Annotated in this window: 22 protein-coding genes and 1 pseudogene; 6 read left to right on the forward strand and 17 right to left on the reverse strand. The window is 60.1% G+C overall.

The window, feature by feature from the left end; all coding sequences use genetic code 11:
- Positions 1–4: 4 nt before the first annotated feature.
- The 5 genes from B2A78_RS09360 to B2A78_RS09380 form a co-directional block, all read right to left on the reverse strand.
- Positions 5–502 (reverse strand): GNAT family N-acetyltransferase, encoded by a 498-nt coding sequence (locus B2A78_RS09360; RefSeq protein WP_077729727.1) that lies wholly within the window; start codon positions 500–502, stop codon positions 5–7.
- A gap of 3 nt (positions 503–505) precedes the next feature.
- Positions 506–790: a DUF1778 domain-containing protein gene (locus B2A78_RS09365; RefSeq protein ID WP_077729728.1), complete on the reverse strand. Its 285-nt coding sequence runs from the start codon at positions 788–790 to the stop codon at positions 506–508.
- 642 nt (positions 791–1,432) lie between these two features.
- A complete protein-coding gene (locus tag B2A78_RS09370; RefSeq protein ID WP_143735120.1) occupies positions 1,433–2,539 on the reverse strand; it encodes a hypothetical protein in 1,107 nt (368 codons plus the stop codon).
- Positions 2,539–3,066, reverse strand: coding sequence for a replication initiator protein A (locus B2A78_RS09375; RefSeq protein WP_077729730.1), 528 nt, complete (start codon positions 3,064–3,066; stop codon positions 2,539–2,541). The genes B2A78_RS09370 and B2A78_RS09375 overlap by 1 nt, the downstream gene beginning before the upstream one ends.
- 13 nt (positions 3,067–3,079) lie before the next feature.
- Positions 3,080–3,514 carry a hypothetical protein gene (locus tag B2A78_RS09380; RefSeq protein WP_077729731.1) on the reverse strand — a complete coding sequence of 145 codons (435 nt, stop codon included), beginning with the start codon at positions 3,512–3,514 and terminating at the stop codon, positions 3,080–3,082.
- Between the two features lie 129 nt (positions 3,515–3,643).
- On the opposite strand from B2A78_RS09380, the gene mobH reads away from it, so the two are divergent.
- From mobH to B2A78_RS09400, 4 genes are read left to right on the forward strand one after another with little or no spacing between them, the layout of a single operon-like run.
- A complete protein-coding gene (mobH, locus tag B2A78_RS09385; protein ID WP_077729732.1) occupies positions 3,644–6,070 on the forward strand; it encodes a MobH family relaxase in 2,427 nt (808 codons plus the stop codon).
- A 1-nt stretch (position 6,071) separates the two neighbouring features.
- Positions 6,072–7,898, forward strand: a complete 1,827-nt coding sequence (gene traD / locus B2A78_RS09390) for a conjugative transfer system coupling protein TraD (protein WP_077729733.1) — start codon at positions 6,072–6,074, stop codon at positions 7,896–7,898.
- The gene (locus tag B2A78_RS09395) at positions 7,895–8,320 is read left to right on the forward strand and encodes a hypothetical protein (RefSeq protein WP_077729734.1); all 426 of its coding nucleotides are present in this window, start codon (positions 7,895–7,897) and stop codon (positions 8,318–8,320) included. Before traD ends, B2A78_RS09395 begins: the two co-directional genes overlap by 4 nt.
- Complete coding sequence (locus tag B2A78_RS09400; RefSeq protein WP_077729735.1) at positions 8,310–8,942, forward strand: DUF4400 domain-containing protein; 633 nt, start codon at positions 8,310–8,312, stop codon at positions 8,940–8,942. Before B2A78_RS09395 ends, B2A78_RS09400 begins: the two co-directional genes overlap by 11 nt.
- A gap of 198 nt (positions 8,943–9,140) precedes the next feature.
- On the opposite strand, the gene B2A78_RS09405 is transcribed toward B2A78_RS09400, so the two are convergent.
- From B2A78_RS09405 to B2A78_RS09430, 6 genes are all read right to left on the reverse strand, one after another.
- Entirely contained in the window at positions 9,141–9,359 is a 219-nt protein-coding gene (locus tag B2A78_RS09405; RefSeq protein WP_077729736.1) for a hypothetical protein, read from the reverse strand.
- 55 nt (positions 9,360–9,414) lie between these two features.
- A complete protein-coding gene (locus tag B2A78_RS09410) occupies positions 9,415–9,810 on the reverse strand; it encodes a type II toxin-antitoxin system VapC family toxin (protein ID WP_077729737.1) in 396 nt (131 codons plus the stop codon).
- Positions 9,811–10,041, reverse strand: coding sequence for a hypothetical protein (locus B2A78_RS09415; RefSeq protein WP_077729738.1), 231 nt, complete (start codon positions 10,039–10,041; stop codon positions 9,811–9,813).
- A 35-nt stretch (positions 10,042–10,076) separates the two neighbouring features.
- A complete protein-coding gene (locus B2A78_RS09420; protein WP_077729739.1) occupies positions 10,077–10,322 on the reverse strand; it encodes a UPF0175 family protein in 246 nt (81 codons plus the stop codon).
- Positions 10,323–10,385: 63 nt separating this feature from the next.
- A complete protein-coding gene (locus B2A78_RS09425; protein WP_077729740.1) occupies positions 10,386–10,649 on the reverse strand; it encodes a hypothetical protein in 264 nt (87 codons plus the stop codon).
- The gene (locus tag B2A78_RS09430; protein WP_077729741.1) at positions 10,619–10,882 is read right to left on the reverse strand and encodes a prevent-host-death protein; all 264 of its coding nucleotides are present in this window, start codon (positions 10,880–10,882) and stop codon (positions 10,619–10,621) included. The genes B2A78_RS09425 and B2A78_RS09430 overlap by 31 nt, the downstream gene beginning before the upstream one ends.
- A gap of 310 nt (positions 10,883–11,192) precedes the next feature.
- Here B2A78_RS09430 and B2A78_RS09440 point away from each other — a divergent pair, with 310 nt between their 5' ends.
- Entirely contained in the window at positions 11,193–11,432 is a 240-nt protein-coding gene (locus B2A78_RS09440) for a DUF4400 domain-containing protein (protein WP_077729743.1), read from the forward strand.
- Positions 11,433–11,501: 69 nt separating this feature from the next.
- Here the strand turns inward: B2A78_RS09440 and B2A78_RS09445 are convergent, their stop codons facing one another.
- The 6 genes from B2A78_RS09445 to B2A78_RS09470 all read right to left on the reverse strand — a co-directional run bounded on the left by B2A78_RS09445 (position 11,502) and on the right by B2A78_RS09470 (position 16,105).
- The gene (locus tag B2A78_RS09445) at positions 11,502–11,693 is read right to left on the reverse strand and encodes a hypothetical protein (protein ID WP_077729744.1); all 192 of its coding nucleotides are present in this window, start codon (positions 11,691–11,693) and stop codon (positions 11,502–11,504) included.
- A gap of 277 nt (positions 11,694–11,970) precedes the next feature.
- The gene (locus tag B2A78_RS09450; protein ID WP_077729745.1) at positions 11,971–12,522 is read right to left on the reverse strand and encodes a cytochrome P460 family protein; all 552 of its coding nucleotides are present in this window, start codon (positions 12,520–12,522) and stop codon (positions 11,971–11,973) included.
- A gap of 17 nt (positions 12,523–12,539) precedes the next feature.
- Positions 12,540–12,785 (reverse strand): DsrE family protein, encoded by a 246-nt coding sequence (locus B2A78_RS09455; protein ID WP_205780719.1) that lies wholly within the window; start codon positions 12,783–12,785, stop codon positions 12,540–12,542.
- 257 nt (positions 12,786–13,042) lie between these two features.
- The gene (locus B2A78_RS09460) at positions 13,043–14,449 is read right to left on the reverse strand and encodes a beta-propeller fold lactonase family protein (protein ID WP_143735121.1); all 1,407 of its coding nucleotides are present in this window, start codon (positions 14,447–14,449) and stop codon (positions 13,043–13,045) included.
- Between the two features lie 601 nt (positions 14,450–15,050).
- Positions 15,051–15,620 (reverse strand): MOSC domain-containing protein, encoded by a 570-nt coding sequence (locus B2A78_RS09465; RefSeq protein ID WP_205780720.1) that lies wholly within the window; start codon positions 15,618–15,620, stop codon positions 15,051–15,053.
- 74 nt (positions 15,621–15,694) lie between these two features.
- Positions 15,695–16,105 (reverse strand): YHS domain-containing (seleno)protein, encoded by a 411-nt coding sequence (locus tag B2A78_RS09470; protein ID WP_077729747.1) that lies wholly within the window; start codon positions 16,103–16,105, stop codon positions 15,695–15,697.
- A 362-nt stretch (positions 16,106–16,467) separates the two neighbouring features.
- Between B2A78_RS09470 and B2A78_RS09475 the strand changes: the two are divergent.
- A pseudogene (locus B2A78_RS09475) lies at positions 16,468–17,880 on the forward strand (sigma 54-interacting transcriptional regulator); the annotation flags it as partial.
- Between the last annotated feature and the right edge of the window lie 146 nt (positions 17,881–18,026).

The raw sequence follows: 18,026 nt of genomic DNA on the forward strand, positions 1-18,026 counted from the left end.
CGTTTCACTCGGCCAGTGTGGCGCGAAGATCGTTTAACGTCACCAGGAGCGTCATGGGGTCGACCGGGGAGGAATCAAAGCCGATTGCTTGATAGAACGCCTTGGCCTCCTCGGAAATCGCATGGACGACGATCCCACGAATGCCAATCGTATCCGCCGCCTGCATCACACGTCGGGCGCCGTCCCGGAAAAGAGCGCGGCCAATCCCTTGACCCTGGTAAGCTTGATCCACGGCGAGACGCGCCAGGATCGCGACCGGAATGGGATCGGGCATGTTGCGCCGAAACCGGCCTGAAGCGTCCTGGATGCTGATCGCCCCGGCCGCGAGGTCGTAATACCCGATCACCTTCTGTTCGTCGCAGACCACGAAAGTCCGGGAGGCGCCACTCGCCTGATTGGCGAGCGCCCTGCGTTTCAACCAGTCATCCAGGGAGATGAGGCCGGAAGTGAAGCCTTCCGTTCGATGGTGTTCCGCGAGCGGTTGGGGAGCCAGAAGCGGCAATGCTTATTCCCACGGCGCGGGCGTCTGCATGGTCTTTCGCAGGCGCTCGTTAGGTTGCGGCGGCGCATCCAGACGCGCGAGAAATTCGGCATAGGCTTCGGGGCTCACCACGAACACAGTCCGGTCGAGCAAAGCCTCCTCGGCGGCGCGACGGGCGGCATCGAGCATGAAATCCGTTCGATTTTTGCCCAAAAGCTTGGCGGCCCGATCGATCAATCCGCGGTCTTCCGGTTTGATGCGGATATTCAGGCTATCGCGCCTGGTGGTCTGAGAGTGAGTTGTGGTCATAGCGATACCTCCACGTTGAACAACTATAACATTTCGTAAAGACGATGTCGTTACAAGCGTCTTTTGGGATTGGATAGATTAAGCTGTCCGGTGCTTCCTCGAAGTTGTCCTCCTTTTTGACCTCCCAGCGTTGTTCATGTCCCTCTCCGGCCAAGCAGCTAGGCCCCTTTGCCCATATGCTGGCTGACGTGCGCAGGAGGGACTCGGCTTTCGCGGATTCCGGGTTATCCCGGATCGCATCGAAGCACCCGAAAGTTGTCCACGGAATCCCAAAGGAGAATAAGGAAAGAATGGAATAAGGAAAGAAAGGAGGTCTCAAAAAGGAGCAAAAAATAAATTTCTAAACAATTGCTTACAAAAATGAGTGTGCCCCAGAGTACCCACTTCCGTGCCCCAAGGTACCCACCCTGGGTGTTTTATTGGATCCAGTGTGCCCCAGAGTACCCACTTCCGTGCGCCAGAGTTCCCACTTTTTGGAGTGACCGTGCCCTGGAGTACCCACTTTGGGGCTCATCCGTGCGCCAGAGTGCCCACGTTGGATCGCCAAATCTTCCTCGATCTGTGGATAACTTTCGGTATCGGTCGCTGGAGTACCCACTTCCGTGCGCCAGAGTCCCCACTTCCGGGTACCAGAGTACCCACCTAATGTCCTCGGCGTGCAGAGCTATCCGCCGCCATTGATTTGGTATCCTTCTGACGCTTATTGGAGTCGATGACCAGCTTCACGAATTCCGGTGTGGGTTGGAGGGTGTACGTCACATCAACAATGCAACGGCCCTCAAGGACAACCTGGGGATTGCAACAACGAACGATCGGATACGCCGAGGAAATGAGTTCGTTGATCGCGTTTTCGACATCCCTGGCTTGGTGGCGAACGGTGACGCGATTGACCAATCCACTGCCATCTCGTATTTCCGACAACATGATCCTGCACGGCTGCGTCATCCCGGCATTCACGAAGACGGCCGCGAGGTACTTGTGGAGCCATCGTGCCAGGGAGGATCGGTAGGACATGGTGGATTCGTAGTCGTACTGCCGGTACGTCACCGCCGAAAGACTGCCGGCGACCATGGGGTGGAAATGCGCGCTCCACAGCGTTTGCGGATCCCTTAAATAGTCCTCGCGGCTGATGGCGGCGAGATTGGAAAGGATCGTGCTACGGTGAAGCGCCGTGCGGCGTCCGGCATACGTAATATTCACCACGCTTCCCGACAGGATCATCAAGGAGTCCACCAAGTCGGCGTGCTTGATGCCGTGCCCGTGCCTGGCCAACTCACGGCGGAGCATCTGGAGTGAGAAACGAACACCCACGATCGGTTTGGCCTCGAGGGTTCCAACGAATCCGAGATGCTGCTGCACGGCGATCTTGCGCAGGGCGTCCTCGACCAGTTCCTCCCGCGCCGTGGGGAAGCGGTATGCATTCCGGCCGGCAGAGTCCTTGATGAGTGCGGGTGCGACCGTTACCTGAAACCGCGTCCCCCTGAAATTGAATATTCGTTCCAGGAAGACGGCCGGGTTGTCGGTTACGTCGGCGCGCCGGCGAGGAGTCGCGAATTTGGGGGCGGCGTCCCAGATTTCGATGACGTTGGACAACCGGTGGCGTTGATTCGCCGGAGCATAGAACGTTTGAAAGAGGGTAAGCTGCCGCGAAACGGATTCCGACGGCGGCCGAATTGAGATGCGGGGGTCGTTGTCCGAATCGGACGCTGCGTCTCTGTCCTCCCGATTCGGATCATCGTCGGTGAACATCACTGGCGCGCGCCGCAATCAGGATGGAAAAAAGGATGCTCGAACAGCTTGAGGAGAGGCGGCGATGGCATCACGACATAGTGGCCCCGCCGTTCGTTCGCCCGATAGCTGAGAAAACCGTCCAAGAACCACGTGTGTCGCCGCCCGAGCGTGATCTCGATACCCGCCCCGGCGAGACGGGCCATCGCTTCCCCGAGCCATTCGTGATCTTGCTTTCCGGTACGGCGTTGCAGCGCCTTGAGCACATCGGAGGCGCTGAACGTAACGGGGGAGCCTGGAATCTGTGTCCTCGCCAGGTGAACGATTTCCATCCACAAGCTGAGGTCGCTTTGGTCCAGTTGCACGCCGAGAAACCGGACATCCATTCCGTCGGCGGAGAGCAGAAGGGTCCGTCGTGAAAAAAAGTCCCGGTGTCCGTCGTCGGCGGCGCCGAACAAGGCTTCGCAAACTCGGCGAAGGGTCGATGCGTTGATATCGCTCAGACTCGAGACCAACGAGGTGAATACATCACTCGGATGGGTACCCATACATGTCCCTGCTTCATTTCATCAGATTGGCGGTATGGCAGTTCCCGATCAGCCATCCCGGAACCGAGGTATCCCGGATGATCCGGTGATCCCTTTCGGTCATGCCCAACCGATTTCGACAGAACTTCCGCCAGGCGCGCTCGATTTCCTCGTCCGTGTAGCCTGAGGTCAGCGGGGTGATTTCTACGGGTTGCAGAGAAGCCACCTGGAGCGGAGTCTCTGGCATCTTCTTGCGCACGACGTGTTCGAAGCCCGACGATCGAATGGCCGCTCCGCTGGGGCCTCCGGACAGCCACGACACGCCCAGCCGCCAAGGCTTGCCCGGTGTGTGGGGCAGCAACGACTGGATGACGGTCTGCGAGGCTTCCGGGGCAGGGCGTTGCATGGCGCAACCGGGCAGAAGGGAGGTGATGGCCAATAACGGCAAGGCGAAACGGATCTTGTTCATGATTCGGCTGTCCTGAAACGAAACCAGGACAGCTTAAGAGCCCACGAAAACAGCGGTGTTGGAAAAGATTCACCCCAGGCGAATCTATCGCGGCTCCCCCATTTCTTTCCGGTGGCAAGCTATGTCGCCATGAATTCCCTGTTTTCTCTTTTCCGAAAACCTTCCGCGACACCAGCGGCTACATTGGCATCCGTCGCCGACGAGGACATCCCTCGTTACCCGCCCTTCGCCAAAGGGCTCCCCGCGGCGTCCGTGGCGCGCATCCTCGCCACCCAGCCCGAGTTGGTGGATGCCATCCGGCACACCTTGGCGCTGCCGTGCGAGGAATTTCAGGCCATCGTCATGCCGGTCGTCGAACGCTATGCCGCGTTCACGCATTTGTTGCCGGCCTCGGAAGCGCATCATCATCGCGGCGCCGGTGGCCTGTTCCGGCACGGTCTGGAGGTGGGTTACTGGGCGGCTATGGCTTCGGAGGGGGTGCTGTTCGGGGCCGGCTCCACGCCCCTGGAGCGCAAGGGGCAGGAGCCCCGCTGGCGCCTGGCGGTGTGCCTAGCCGGATTGCTGCACGACATCGGCAAACCGGTGTCCGATCTCTCCATCCTGAACCGGGAGGGCAAGACCCAGTGGAACCCCTACCTCGAGAACCTGACCGACTGGGCCGAAAAGAACGGCGTGGACCGGTATTTCCTGCGCTGGCGGGACAAGCGCCATCAGCGCCACGAGCAGTTCTCGGTATTGGTGACCGAACGCGTATTGACGCCGGAGTGCTTGACCTACCTCACCCAAACCGGTCCCGACATCATGCAGGCCATGCTGGAAGCGATCGCCGGCGTCGACCGGGGAAGCGTGTTTCACGCCCTGGTGATCGAGGCCGATCGCAAGAGCGTGGAGCGCGACCTCAAGGCCAATCACATCCCGGTGGATTCATCGCTCGGTGTGCCGGTCGAAAAATACCTGCTCGACGCCATGCGAAGGCTGGTCAATAGTGGCCGGTGGAGCGCCAACTCGCGGGGCGCCCGAGTGTGGCGATTCGACGAGGGTCTGTACGTCGTCTGGAAGGCGGGTGCCCAGGAAGTTTGCGAGCTTTTGGCCAAGGACAGGATTCCCGGTATCCCGCGAGATCCCGACACCCTCGCCGATATTCTCATCGAGCGAGGACTGGCGATTCCGCGCAGAACTCAAGATGGGAGAAACTACCGTTATTGGCGCATGGCCCCGGCCGAACTGGACGTCGCCCTCTACATGCTCAGACTGTCCTCGCCGGAGCTGATCTACAACGGCGAACCGCCCGTCGTCGTCGAGGGCCGGCTGCTGGACGAGACAGAAAAAGAGACGTCCCTGTCCAAGCGAGAAGCACTGAAACCAGCTCCCCAGCAGGGACCTGCCCAGGAACGGCCGGTACCGGCGCGCCTGAACGATACGGCTGCGCCATCGCAGGCAGAAAGTGAAACGAATTCGCGGACCATCGCGCCCAACTCCGAGCCTGCTGGCCGGGGCGAACAAAACGTCCCCAATGATGCCGTGCTTGTTCAACCGACCGAAGAAAAGCCCGCTCAGGAACAAGCCAGTTTCGCTGGCAGCTCCAGTTCCGGTCGCAAGCGGACGAGACAGGCGAATTCAGAGAACACGAAATCCAAGCTGGACGAGAAGCAAAATCAGCCGAACCCGACTCACGAACAATTTCTCCCGCCGAACAAGCCGTTCGATTCAGATGACAAGCGGCATGAGTTGGAAACGGAAGCCGCCTACTGGCTGGCTTCGCAAGGCCTCGCCGGCGAGTGGCTGCGTGCCGCCATCGAGGCGTATCGAAAACCTCCGGCTGTTCCTGTGCGCGAAGTCGACGGATTGGTATTCCTGCCTCACCCGGACCTGGCCCGGAAGTTCGGCAAGGACCCCGGCGAATCGCTTCGGCTTCTCGACGAAGCCGGCTGGATCGAAACCGACGTGCTCGCTCCCATGCGGAAGATTCGCGAAATCGACGGCATCCGGGGACTGATGCTGAATCGGGAAGCGAGCCGCTGCTGGCTGGCACTGGCTGGCGATCCCGAGTTCGAGGAAGGGAAAGTCCTTAAACCCACGGTGACCGCGCCGCGCGTGAGTAAAAACGAGTTACCTAATACCGTGACCGAGGCCCAAAAGGCGCCAGCCCCCGGAAAGTCCGCGGGCACCGCTCCTGAAAAGACGGTCCCGGACACCGCCGAATCAGAGGCAGTCCCGTTGGCGCCGATCGAGCGACCGAGATGGGGGATGAAAGAACCTATCAATTCCCCCAAACGACCCAAGGCGCCCCAGAGCGTACCCACACGATCCCTGGACAGGAAACCCGAAACGGGACCGGCCGACGACCTCATCCGGCGGATCCAGGAGCGCGAAGATTTGCCGTGCCCGGTGGAGGAGTCCCCGGAATGGCTGTCCGTACCGTACACGATCATCGACTGGTATGTGGAGCTTCATCCGGGGCTTACCCGATCCCGGTTGATCATCGCCCTCCATCGTCATTCCGAGATCCAACTGGAAGGCAACAGTATCCTGAAGGTCCGGAAGAAGACGGTCTAACGTGAAAAGCGACTACGACTATCAATTGCCTTGGCGACCCAACTTCGAAGTCCAGGCCATCGGCGGCTGGATCTTCGGCGCAGGACTGGCGTACCTCGCCGACCGCTGGTCGGGCCTGCCCATGGCGCCGTTCCTTGGGCTGATCGTCTTTTGCGGGATGATGGCCGCCTGGCGACTGCCGGCCGCGGTGGGCGTCTGGTACCGCAAGCACCGATTGCGCCGGTTCACATTCGAGTACCTGGACGTTGAAAAACTTCAACGGACCGTGCGCAGGCATCCGGACAAGCTTTGGTTCGGCTGGGGGTTCGACTGGGGCCAACGGCACGCACAGCTCGCTTACGAAATCCTCAAGCGCGATTCCTCGGACATCATTCCGGTCGATCACGAGCGCATGGGCGCCACCTGGGTGCATGGGCTGGAAATCAAAGAAGGGGAGGTCTTCCAGCCGATCGCGCACACGGCGGGTCATACCCTGATCGTGGGCACCACGGGCGCCGGCAAGACACGGCTGTTCGACATCCTGGTCACCCAGGCGGTGCTGCGCGAGGAAGCGGTCATCGTCATCGATCCGAAAGGCGACAAGGATCTCAAGGGGTGCGCCGAACGCGCCTGCCGGCTGAGCGGACATCCCGAGCGCTTCGTCTATTTCCATCCGGCGTTCCCGGAGGACAGCGTGCGTCTGGACCCGTTGCGCAACTTCAACCGGTCCTCGGAAGTCGCGAGCCGCATCGCCACGGTGATTTCGGGGGAAAGCGCGTCGGATCCCTTCAAGGCCTTCGGCCAGAAGTCCCTCGACAACATCGTCCAAGGGCTGTTCGCCATCGAACAGCGGCCCACCCTGGTGAAGCTCAGGCGCTACCTGGAGGGAGGGCCGGGGACGCTGGTCGTCCGCGCCCTGGAGCGCTATTTCGATCACGTGCTGGACGAAGGCTGGCGCGGTCGCGCTTCCATCAAGGGCAGGGATGCCGACGCTCGTGCGGCCGCGCTGGTCCGGTTTTACCGCGAGTCGGTCCAGGCCGACCATCCCAACCTGGACCTCGAAGGCCTGATCTCGATGTTCGAACACGACCGTACCCATTTCGGGAAGATGGTGGCCTCGCTCCTGCCGATCATGAACATGTTGACCTCGGGCACGCTCGGATCCTTGCTGTCCCCCGACCCCAGCGATGTGGACGACCCTCGCCCGATCACCGATTCGGCGCGAATTATCCAGAACGCCCAGGTGGCTTACATCGGCCTCGATTCCCTCTCTGATGGCATGGTGGGCAGCGCCATCGGTTCCATCCTGCTGGCGGACCTGGCCTCGGTGGCCGGAGATCGCTACAACTACGGCATCAACAACCGTCCGGTCAACATCTTCGTCGACGAGGCGGCCGAGGTCATCAACGATCCGTGCATTCAGCTGCTGAACAAGGGCCGCGGAGCGAAATTCAGGCTGTTCATCGCCACCCAGACCTTCGCCGACTTCTCGGCGCGCACCGGTTCCGAGCCCAAGGCGCGCCAGATCCTGGGCAACGTCAACAACCTCATTGCGCTGCGCGTGATGGACGCGGAAACCCAGGAATACATCACCGACAATCTGCCGAAGACGCGGCTGAAGTACATCATGCGCACGCAGGGCGTTTCGACCCATTCCACCAACCCGGCGGTGTTCTCCGGCAACATCGGCGAGCGCCTGATGGAGGAAGAGGGCGACTTGTTCGCGCCCCAATTGCTCGGGCAATTGCCCGACCTTCACTACATCGCGAAGCTCTCCGGTGGGCGGATCGTCAAGGGCCGTCTGCCCGTATTGCGGTCGCGCCTCGACGAGAAAACCAACCGACCATGAACCCAGACACGAAAAAGAACGTTGCGAGCCCATCCGATCCCCTACAGTGCTGGCGTAGCCGCCATGCCCGCGAGCGCAAGATCATGGCCGTGCTGGAAATCGACTGGCCGGGAACGCAGGACGTTTGCCGAAACGCCATCGATTACGTTATGCAACAGGTACCCGAAACGGAGAACCGGGACCGAGTGGTCGAATGCTGCCTGTCGGCTGCGCTCAACGCCTACCGGGTCGCCCTGCACGACCGCACCGTATCGGACAGAGGCCGATTGGGATCGTTTCTGAACACGCTGATGTTCGAGCTGAGAACCCGAGTGCCGGCCGATCCTCCCAGGGAGCCCGAACTGACTCGGCGGCTCGTCCCCTCGCATCTGCAAAGAGCCCTGGGTGATGAGGGAACGAATGAGAACCGGGATGCCGCGTAACCTCCTGTTGAGCCTGGTGTTCTGGCTGGTCGAAGTGATCTTCGTCGCCGCTCTGGTCTCCGACGACTGGCTCAAGACCGTTCAGCGCACCGAGGACCGAATGATCGCGGAGTATCTCGGTGCACGGAAAGACGCCGAAATCCGGGAAACCTCCACGGACTGGTTCGACCGCCTGTTCGTGCGCACCGGCGCCCGGGAAAACGTCTATCGCTACTTCATCCCCAGCGAACCGGAGCGTCAACGGTCAGTGGGATTCCAGGACGTGGGAAGAGACGATCTGTTTCCCTTCATTGCGGCCAGACTTCAGGTGCTCTGGGATAGCGTCTATCAGACGATGCGCCGGTTCTTTCTGCTGCTGTCCTGGTGGCCGTTCCTGCTGGCGGCCGTCGTGCCCTTCGCCGTGGATGGACTGGCCCAGCGCAAGATCAAACAATCGAACTTTGACTATTCGAGCCCCTTGGCCCATCGCTACAGCTTGTTCGCCATCCTCGGCACACTGTATGTGCTCCTGCTCGGGCTGACCTTTCCATTCCCCGTGCCGCCGCAAGCCCTGCCGATGGCTTGTGTGGCGATCGCGGCAGCCTTGAACGTCTACCTGGCGCATACACAGAAGAGGATATGAGGCAGACCGGCGGATATCCGTTTGGGCAAGCATTTCATGGAGGGCTTTAGGGTTGTTCAGCCAGATAGAGTTCGACGGTGGCGGTCGTCCAGGTCGCAACGCCTGCACCAGGGCGTCCTTGTCTTCGTTCCATACCGGACAGTCGAGTTTTCATCGGCGCCGGGCTTCACCTCGGTCATCGACATACTCTGTAGCCTGTTATTGGTTGCGTGGACGAGAGAAGTCCTCATCTTTTCCCACATCAGGCATGGCAGCTAACAGATCTTTGATATCTTGACCTGACGGTCGGGTGCTGGGCGCGCCTTCGAAGATGACCGCCACACGAACCGGGCCGGCAGGGATTTCGGGCGGAAGCTGCAATCGCAAACAATGATCCGCCGGGACTTCGGCGATGGCCTCGTAGTATTTGGCGGTCATGGAAAAACCTCCAGGTCTTCGGGAACGTGAGATTTTCCCATCCTGCAAGTTGCAATCAGTCATACCAGTTTTCGAGCCGCAACCCCGGAATACGCCCAAACTCACTCAGGTTGCGGGTGATGAGAAGGGCATCGTGGGCGAACGCTGTGCCAGCGATAAGAACGTCCATGGGGCCGATAGGTTCGCCGCGTTTTTCTAAGTCAGCGCGTATCAACGCCGAACAGCGGCTTTCCAGAGCGCCAAAGGGCAAAACTTCGACCCAGGCAAGCAATTCCCCTAGCTGAGCGCGCCGGCGTTCCGGCGCGTTCGATTTGGCGATACCCACTTCGAGTTCGTAGAGCACGATGGCGGGCAGCGCCAGTTCTCCGGGTGGCGTTTGTAACAGACGTTCTGCAACCTTGCCTTGGCCTTTGAAGAAATAGATCAGAGTGTTGGTATCGGGAACAATCACTTACAACTGCTCCCGGACAATGTCCTGCCCGCAGCCTTTGCGCAGTTCTTCGGCGGTAGGGAAATCGGGCCACGCGCCCACCAGAGCGCGCACGCTCTCGGGCCATTGGGGGTGGACATGCCGGCGCACCAGCCGTTCGACCCATTCCTGAGCATTCAGTCCCTCGGTACGGGCGCGCGCCTCCAATTCATGCGCAATCTGATCGTCCAATTCGATGGTGACGTGAGTCATGAGTTTTACCTCGTTTCAATGTTACTGACGATCACTCAAAGCATGCCCAGTTTCTGTAAAGTCGCCAAATCCTGCTCGAACTCCGCCACATCGTAATGCGGCGAAATGCCTCGGCTCGCTAATAGATGCTGGAAGGCAATCGGCGGCATCTCGGCGAGCGAGGCCGCCTGAGCCAGAGTCAGGCGGTCTTTGGAAAAGAGCAGTATCGCCAATTCCTGTTTCAATTCCGCCGCAGTCAGATGCGCGGCCTGCAATGTTTCATCAGGGATTACGACAGCCATTGTTGTTCCTCAAAAAAGATCTTCACGGTATTGGACCGTAGTCATCGAGAGGGCTGCTGATTTTCAGGGCGAATTCAAGTCGTCCGCGATGACCTGCACGACGTTCATGACTCTGTCGTACGTCGGTCGCCAGACTTCTTCGCTCAATCCACGTTTGGGCGCCAGCACCGTGGAAAGATAATACTCGGCTTCGGCGACATTGAAAGCCACGGAATCGCTGTAGCGCTCGATCAGGCCGCAAGCACGGGCGCCGAGAACGGCGCAGACGAGGATGTTGGCATCGAGGATCAGCCGTTTTATGCGGCATGGTCCCGCTGACGCCGCCATTGCTTGAACTCTTCCAGCAGTTCATCCTCCTTGAGGCCCAGTCGGACCAGTTCCTGGTCCAGGCGCTTTCCGGCTTCTAAAAGCGCTTCGCGTTCCGCCTGTCCCGGACGCCTGGGGATCGGGATGAAGAACCCGATGGTTTGGCCGTGCCGAGTCACTTCGATCGGCACCGTCGAATCGAGAAACGAGGTGAGCTTTTCGCGCAGCTCACGCACGCCGACACGTTGGGTCATGAGAGCCTCCACTCTGTGAACGCAATTGTGTACACATTATAACTCGAGTGGTTTAGTAGCCGGGTACTGTGATTGGGTATCTTTCCGCTTCGGCATGCCGAAATACGCGCGGCGCCGGGAACCCAAGACTCCACACCGCCTTTGAACGACAGCCAAATCGCCGCCACCGCGGCAGTGAATGGACGATCCTCCTTACCCGCAACGTGGTCGACTTTGCCGGATTCGATGATTTGATGGTCGAAAATGGTTTCGAAGAAAAGTCGTGCAGACATCCGGGGGAATACGGGAATAGTCCGCTCCACAAACCTTTTTGCTGCTCTCCTGGTGGCCGTTCCTGCTGGCAACCGTCGTGCCGTTCGCCGTGGATGGTCTGGCCCAGCGCAGCATCAAGCAGTCGAACTTCGATTACTCCAGTCCGCTGGCGCATCGTTACAGCTTCTTCGCCATGCTCGGCATCCTGTATGTCCTCCTGCTCGGACTCACACCTTGCCATTCCCCATGCCACCGCAAGCCATGCCGATGGCTTGTGTGGCAATCGCGGCGGCACTGAACGTCTATCTGGGGTGCATACGCAGAAAAGGATCTGAGTGTGCATCCGAAGAAGGAACGGCTGGAAGCCCTATTCTGTTGGTAGAAAATCGCGAACGGATATCCGGGGCAGTGCCGAATCGTCGCCAAGTTCCAGCTCGGACTTTACAACGCGTACCGCTTTCCTTTCGACCTGACGGATTTTCGCTGCCGGGATACCGAAATCTTTGGCGACTGTCTGTCCGTTCTGATCATGAAAGCTTGGCCGGAATGCGAAGTCCATGAGCATCTCGGAGTACCCGGCGCGCGTTCGAGCGGCTGGCCGAAGACTGGAGGATCGTCACTTTACAGCGAGTAATTCACGACAATGGATGACTTGCCGGAACACGGCCACGGTTATTCTGATTGATAGCGATTCGCCGAGGTAAGCTGACTCGAATTTGACCAAGTGGGGAGAACCGCATGGATACAGGCGATTTCACCAAAAACGCAAAGAGTTATCCAAAGAAAATGTGGAAAAACCCGATCCAAGCTTTCCCGCTCGAATGATGCGGGGTGAGTCATTGCGGCGTTCGGAGCGTGGGATAGTCCTCCACATACACCCAGTCCGTCGGTTTCGCCGGGATGTGGCAAGCCAGGCAGTCTTGCGTATAACCTTTGGAAACGTTGACTTGGGGCGCTTTGGCCTCGTATAGAGCCCAACCCCAGCCCTCACCCCAGTGCGGGTTTCCCCGGAAACGGCCTCGGTCGTCCTTGACCATGACGAACCACACGGCGTTTTCCGTGGCCCAGAGTGCGTCACCCGTGGTGAGCTTCCCCGAGCCAAGCTTGCGGATTTCTTTCACCAGGACGGTTCCATCGGGAAATTTGCCAGTCTCCTGAAATTTCTTGACGGCCTCGGGCTGGGTATAGACGTCGTGAAAGCCGTAGCCGGGCGCCTTCGGGTCAGCCACCACCCAGGATCCGAGGTGGGTCCAGGTCGCGCGGTAATTTTCCGGCAGGCGGATTTCGCCTTTGTCGTCGACCCAGCGACTGTAGGTCTCTCCAGCCATGTCCGCCATGGCTGGAACGGCGAGCATCAGGGCTAACGGGATCGTAAACAAGCGTTTCATGGCGTGACTCCCTAGATTCAATAGTTGAGTATCGTGTAACCCTCGTTGATGAGTTTGCGGATGCTGGGGTGGCCGTCGAATTCCTTCAACAGCGGTGCGCCACAAGCCGCGGCGGCTTCCTCCATGCCAAACGCGCCCGCGCAATAGCCGCAGGCGCCGGCCACGGTATCTTCAACTGCACTATAGAGGCCGTGCAGCCTGTGCTCCGGCTTGACCAGTTCGGCGAGCCAGTGGGTAGCGGCGCCATCGAAGATCAATTGCACGGCATCCCCGCCTCCTTGAACTCCTTGACCGCCTCCAGGGCGTTGACCATGCGGCCTAGGCCCTCCGGAGTAGTGGCATCGGCCAATACGACGACAGCTACTTTGTTCATTTTCGGTCTCCTTTGGAAATGTTGGGAAGAAAACACCGGATCATTGGATAAGAGCCCGGTCGTCCTCCTCTTCGGATCGACCGAGCCTCACCTCAGGTCGGACAAACCGCGCAGGAAGCCTTGCCTGAACGCGGCCGTATCCCTTCTTCAGTAGCCCGCTATGCCCTGTGCGCTCCCTCTCGAGCATTCGGGAGAAAGGGAATCTGGGTCTTGCAGGAAACAGCGCTCTTGGAAGGCGCTGATGCCCGGATTGGTTCCCGCAAACGGGTCGACGCCGGGGAGCAAGCCGCCCACTTCGCCCAGAGCACTCAAGGTCCCATTCGCATTGATCCTCCGGATTCCGATCTTGCCGGCGCGCGGTTGCACAAAGTAGAGATAGGAGGCATCGCCGGCATCGACGACGGTGAGATCGATGCCATGGTTTCCGACCAGGGCGTCCGGAAAGGCTTCTTCCACGCCGTTATCCTGTAATCCGCCGCCGATATTGGTGAAACCGACGATCACGCCGGGACCGTCGGGATTGCCGCCGTTGGTCGCAGGGATGTGCCCGAAGTTGACGACATAGACGTAACGGCCGCTCCGCGCGATCCAGCACGGAAATGGGTATTTCGTCGAAATCGGACTGCCGACGGCTTCAAGCGCGAGGGTTTTTTCGTCGATCCGGTAAACGGCAGCCGTTGTGCTATTCACCTGGGTCAGGATCAGGCGCTCCTGATCGTCGAAGACGAAGCTGAACGGACCGCCGGTCTGCTCGTTCACGCTGAATGAAGTCGCGGTGCCCGCACCGGCGATCATGCCCTTCTCATCGACGGGGAATACGACCACCCTGCCCCCAAAAGCGGACGCGGGGCCGCCCTTTACGGATACGACCAACTGCCTGCCGTGGGGTGTGAACGAAACCTGAGCGGCTGTCGTCAATACCTCGTTTGGCGCAGGGTTCGGGAAAACGTCCGTGGTGAACGCCGCGAGAGACTGGTTCGCCTCCGGCATGGCCTTGAGCTCGCACTGCTGGTTCACCGAGAACGCGGCCAGATGGCCTTCCTGACCGGAGTTGAGCACGTATAACATGGTGCGGTTCAGGGCAAGGCTCACGGGAAAGATGCCCCCGGAATCGACCACCTTCACCAAAGCGAGGCCCGTCGGATATACCCGGAAGGCGGAAACGGAATTGCTGCCAGCATTCGCGGCGAACAGGCAGCGATGATTCCGGCTGAGAACGAGGGAATCGGAAGAACCCAATCCATCCGCAGTGGCGGGCACAGGCGAGCCGAAAACCGTCGATGTCGGTGAGGGACCCGAGCCTTTGCCCTGGCTGGGAAAATAGCCCACCAGCGACAACGCTCCGGACTCCGATCGCCGATACATCACGATCTCGTTGCCGCGGACGGCATCGGTCGAATTGCTCATGACAAACACAGCACCGGCGTGCAGCCGCCGGGACTCCTCCCTGGCAAAAGCCGTGTGTGGGATCAGTAACGCTCCGGCCAGAACAGATGGCACGAGAGTTTTCACCGCCCTCGCCACATCGGCCCGAATAGATCTTGTGAATAACATGTTGCTACCCTCCTCTTACAATGGGGTTGAATCGAGCGCTTCCCCGCCATCGGGATGATGAGCGGGTATCGCCCTTTTCCCTTCACAAGAGTCGTGCCGAACTCTGCAAACCCGTGTAAGCCCCAGAAATCCAGGCACTGGATAACAGGCTGCGGTCAGATGCGCCGCAGATCTCAAGAAAAAGCTGCAACATATGGTGGGTACCGCAAGATATGGCGGGTTACCGCGAGATCTTCATCCGCCAATCAACATGCGTTCCGTATGCGTCCGGATGCCCTCGGGCGATGATCGGGTCTTCGGTATCGATCGCGATGGTGTCTCGCCCAGTGGGGCTGGGGCGCGGCTTGGGGAGGTACGATTAGGGTAAGAAGGCTGTGGCCATCAATAGTGTGGCTGGCGTAACAGGTTGCGGGTAAAATCAACTTAAGTGCCGTAGGCCGGGTTGAGGTAGGAAACCCGGCGCTTATGCCACCTTCGCCGGGTTGCCGCAAAGGTCCTAAGGGCGGGTGGGCAGCACGCTCACTGCCGGCTCAAGCATCCGGCTCCCACAGCCGCTTGCGGAAATACTCCCGCCAGCTTTCGGGAAGCGCGGGGGCCCGGCTCACCCGGCGGAGGAGGTGGCCGCATCGGCCAAGTACAAGTGAACGACATCCGCCACCGTGATGCCATGCGGGTCCCGCGCGATCCACTCGACCGGGTCGCCCGCCTCAACTTCGCCCTTGTGAACGACGGCGAGATAGAAGCCGGTACGCTCACTGCAAAGGAAACGCTTCACCATATCCGCTCGGCCGAATCGGATGCCGAGCTTGAAGCAGGGCATGCGCGGCTGGGTAACGACCAATTCGGCGGAGCCCACGCGCAAACGATCCCCGATACAAACGGAGCTTTCGATGAGGCCTTCCGTGGTGAAGTTCTCGCCGAATGCGCCCCACGACAGCTCCATTCCGGGAAGTTCCTCGCGCCAGAACGCATAATGCTCGCTCGGATACGCGTAGACCGCTTTTTCCGGGCCACCGTGCACGGACAGATCGGACTGTCGGTCGCCTTCCAGGTTGAGCTTCCCGACCCGCACGCGGCCCGCTACGGGTGACTTAAAGATGGACGTCAGGATGGTTTTTCCACGCCATTCGACCTCGCGTGGAAGTCCCACATTGATGGACAGCAGTTTCATGGGAGAGCCCCGGCCACCCGGCCAGGCCGGTGCGGCGAAACAGTGCTCCGGTCTTGCCCGCCGCCCAGCCTGCTTTAGAGCTCCGAGGCGGCTTTTTCCCGGATCTGTGGCCAATTCGTTTCCGCCTTTTGAATGTATTCATGCGCGTCTGCGGACCATTTCTCAAGGATCGCCGGATTGAGATTGAAATAAAGCTTCTTGTCCACAATCCGCCAGGATGCGGGATCGATATCGAACTTCTTTCCCAGGGCCACACCGAAGGCACAGTAACCGCCGTACTGGGGTGCGTATGCTGCCGGATTCGCGGTGAACGCCACGCGGTTTGCAGGGGTAGCGAACAGGTATTTTCCGCCCGCGTATTCGACGGAAAGATCAGAACGACCGGGGACTGGCCGTCCCTCCGTGAAATACGCCACGGGATCATAGCCGCGAATCACAACGCCCGTCACGTCCGTGTTGACCTCTGTCGTCTTGCTGTGAGTCATGGTAGTTCTCCCATTGGATGATGTGTGGTTTAGGGTGGCTCGCGATTTTTCCTCGCGACGCAACTCATATAGCAAACGCCGTGCCAGCCTCCAATATCTGCCATAAAAAGCCTTTTATACAATCACTTATGATGTAGCTGCGGGTTGGGGCACGATTGAGGAAGGCAGGCTGCAGCCGTCAATAGTTGTGGCCGGCCGTTACCGGTTGCGGGTAGAATTATTCGAGCCATCGGCGCATCCGGGAGGTCAAGCACCACACTGAGCAGATCGGGTCGCATGGCTTAGGCGCCGCCTGCTGAGATGAAGTCGTACGCTCATTCCTTGGGAAAGGACAGGAATCCGCTGCGATGTCGAAAAGTTCCATGCCTACCACACCATCCTCCCCGGAGCCGCTAGGGCCGACGGACGCGGCGGAGCTGGCGGCGCTACGCGCGATCGTGGAAGGGACCGCGCAAGCCACGGGGGAGGAGTTCTTCCGCACTCTGGTGCAGAACCTCTGCCTCGCCACCGGAGTCACCAATGCCTTCGTCGCGGAATTCGCCGATTCCGAGACTCGGGTCCGGTCGTTGGCATTCTGGAAGGACGGCCGATGGATCGAAACCCAGGAATGGGAGTTGGCGGGCACGCCTTGCGAGGATGTGCTGCGCGGCGGGCTCTGCCATTACCCTGCAGGAGTCTCGCAGCGGTTTCCGACGGAGGAGGGAGTCGAGAGTTACCTCGGCGTACCCCTCCGTGACGCCGACGGTCGCATCCTCGGCCACTTGGCGATCTTCGACCATCGGGAGATGCCGCCGCAGCCCCGGCTGCTGTTCATCTTTCAGATTTTCGCCGCCAGGGCTGCGGCCGAACTGGCTCGGATTCGGGTCGTCCAGCAGCTTCGCGAGAGCGAAGAACGCTTCCGCGATCTTTTCGACGAAGCTCCAATCGCCTACGTCCACGAGGACCTCGAATCGCGGTTCATCCGCGCCAACCGAGCGGCGATGCGCATCCTCGGCATCACCCCCGAAGAGGTGCCCGGCATGGTGGGCCTATCCTTGGTCCCCGATACCCCCGGCGCCCGGGGCCGCGTGCAGGAAGCGTTCGCATCGATCGGCCGGGGGACCGATACCAGCGGTGTGGTGCTTGAACTCCGGCGCAAGGACAACGGCCGGCCGATCTGGATCCAGTGGTGGTCCAAGCCCGATCCGAGCGGGCAGTACACCCGCACCATGTTCATCGACATCACCGACCGCGTGTTGATGGAGCGGGAGCAGGCGCGGCTGAAGGCGCAGAACCTCTATCTGCAGGAGGAAATCAAATCGGTCCACAACTTCGAGGAAATCGTTGGGCAGGGCGCGGCGATTCAGTCGGTCTTGTCCAACGTCCGCCGCGTGGCGCCTACGGACGCGTCGGTACTGATCCAGGGCGAATCGGGCACGGGAAAGGAACTAATCGCCCGTGCGATTCACTCCGCCAGCAGGCGGCGCGACAAGCCGCTGATCAAAGTCAATTGCGCGGCGTTGCCGACGGGCCTCGTGGAGAGCGAGTTGTTCGGCCACGAGAAAGGCGCCTTCACCGGGGCCATCGCCAGGCGCATCGGGCGCTTCGAGCTCGCCGACGGCGGCACGATCTTTCTCGATGAAATCGGCGAGATCCCCCTGGACGTTCAGGTCAAGCTGTTACGCGTGCTTCAAGAACAGGAGTTCGACCGAGTCGGCGGCAAGGCGCCGATCCAGGTCGATGTGCGCGTGATCGCCGCGACTAACCGGAATCTCCTGCAGGCCATCGCCGCGAAAGCCTTCCGCGACGATCTCTTCTATCGCCTCAATGTGTTTCCCGTGTTCATGCCGCCCTTGCGGGATCGGATCGAAGACATTCCGCTGCTGGCGCGGTTCATGGTCGACAAGTTTGCTCCGAAGATCGGCAAGCGGATCGAAGGCAT

The sequence above is a fragment of the Methylocaldum sp. 14B genome (assembly GCF_002005105.1).
GTDB lineage: Bacteria > Pseudomonadota > Gammaproteobacteria > Methylococcales > Methylococcaceae > Methylocaldum.

Bases quoted from the DNA above. Each gene is read 5' to 3' on its own strand.
- B2A78_RS09445 (WP_077729744.1), bottom strand. From the start codon at position 11,693: ATGGACTTCGCATTCCGGCCAAGCTTTCATGATCAGAACGGACAGACA.
- B2A78_RS09450 (WP_077729745.1), bottom strand. From the start codon at position 12,522: ATGAAACGCTTGTTTACGATCCCGTTAGCCCTGATGCTCGCCGTTCCA.
- B2A78_RS09460 (WP_143735121.1), bottom strand. From the start codon at position 14,449: ATGTTATTCACAAGATCTATTCGGGCCGATGTGGCGAGGGCGGTGAAA.
- B2A78_RS09430 (WP_077729741.1), bottom strand. From the start codon at position 10,882: ATGACCCAACGTGTCGGCGTGCGTGAGCTGCGCGAAAAGCTCACCTCG.
- B2A78_RS09465 (WP_205780720.1), bottom strand. From the start codon at position 15,620: ATGAAACTGCTGTCCATCAATGTGGGACTTCCACGCGAGGTCGAATGG.
- B2A78_RS09370 (WP_143735120.1), bottom strand. From the start codon at position 2,539: ATGTTCACCGACGATGATCCGAATCGGGAGGACAGAGACGCAGCGTCC.
- B2A78_RS09375 (WP_077729730.1), bottom strand. From the start codon at position 3,066: ATGGGTACCCATCCGAGTGATGTATTCACCTCGTTGGTCTCGAGTCTG.
- B2A78_RS09415 (WP_077729738.1), bottom strand. From the start codon at position 10,041: ATGACTCACGTCACCATCGAATTGGACGATCAGATTGCGCATGAATTG.
- B2A78_RS09470 (WP_077729747.1), bottom strand. From the start codon at position 16,105: ATGACTCACAGCAAGACGACAGAGGTCAACACGGACGTGACGGGCGTT.
- B2A78_RS09400 (WP_077729735.1), top strand. From the start codon at position 8,310: ATGCCGCGTAACCTCCTGTTGAGCCTGGTGTTCTGGCTGGTCGAAGTG.
- B2A78_RS09380 (WP_077729731.1), bottom strand. From the start codon at position 3,514: ATGAACAAGATCCGTTTCGCCTTGCCGTTATTGGCCATCACCTCCCTT.
- mobH (WP_077729732.1), top strand. From the start codon at position 3,644: ATGAATTCCCTGTTTTCTCTTTTCCGAAAACCTTCCGCGACACCAGCG.
- B2A78_RS09425 (WP_077729740.1), bottom strand. From the start codon at position 10,649: ATGGCGGCGTCAGCGGGACCATGCCGCATAAAACGGCTGATCCTCGAT.
- B2A78_RS09420 (WP_077729739.1), bottom strand. From the start codon at position 10,322: ATGGCTGTCGTAATCCCTGATGAAACATTGCAGGCCGCGCATCTGACT.
- B2A78_RS09405 (WP_077729736.1), bottom strand. From the start codon at position 9,359: ATGACCGCCAAATACTACGAGGCCATCGCCGAAGTCCCGGCGGATCAT.
- B2A78_RS09365 (WP_077729728.1), bottom strand. From the start codon at position 790: ATGACCACAACTCACTCTCAGACCACCAGGCGCGATAGCCTGAATATC.
- B2A78_RS09395 (WP_077729734.1), top strand. From the start codon at position 7,895: ATGAACCCAGACACGAAAAAGAACGTTGCGAGCCCATCCGATCCCCTA.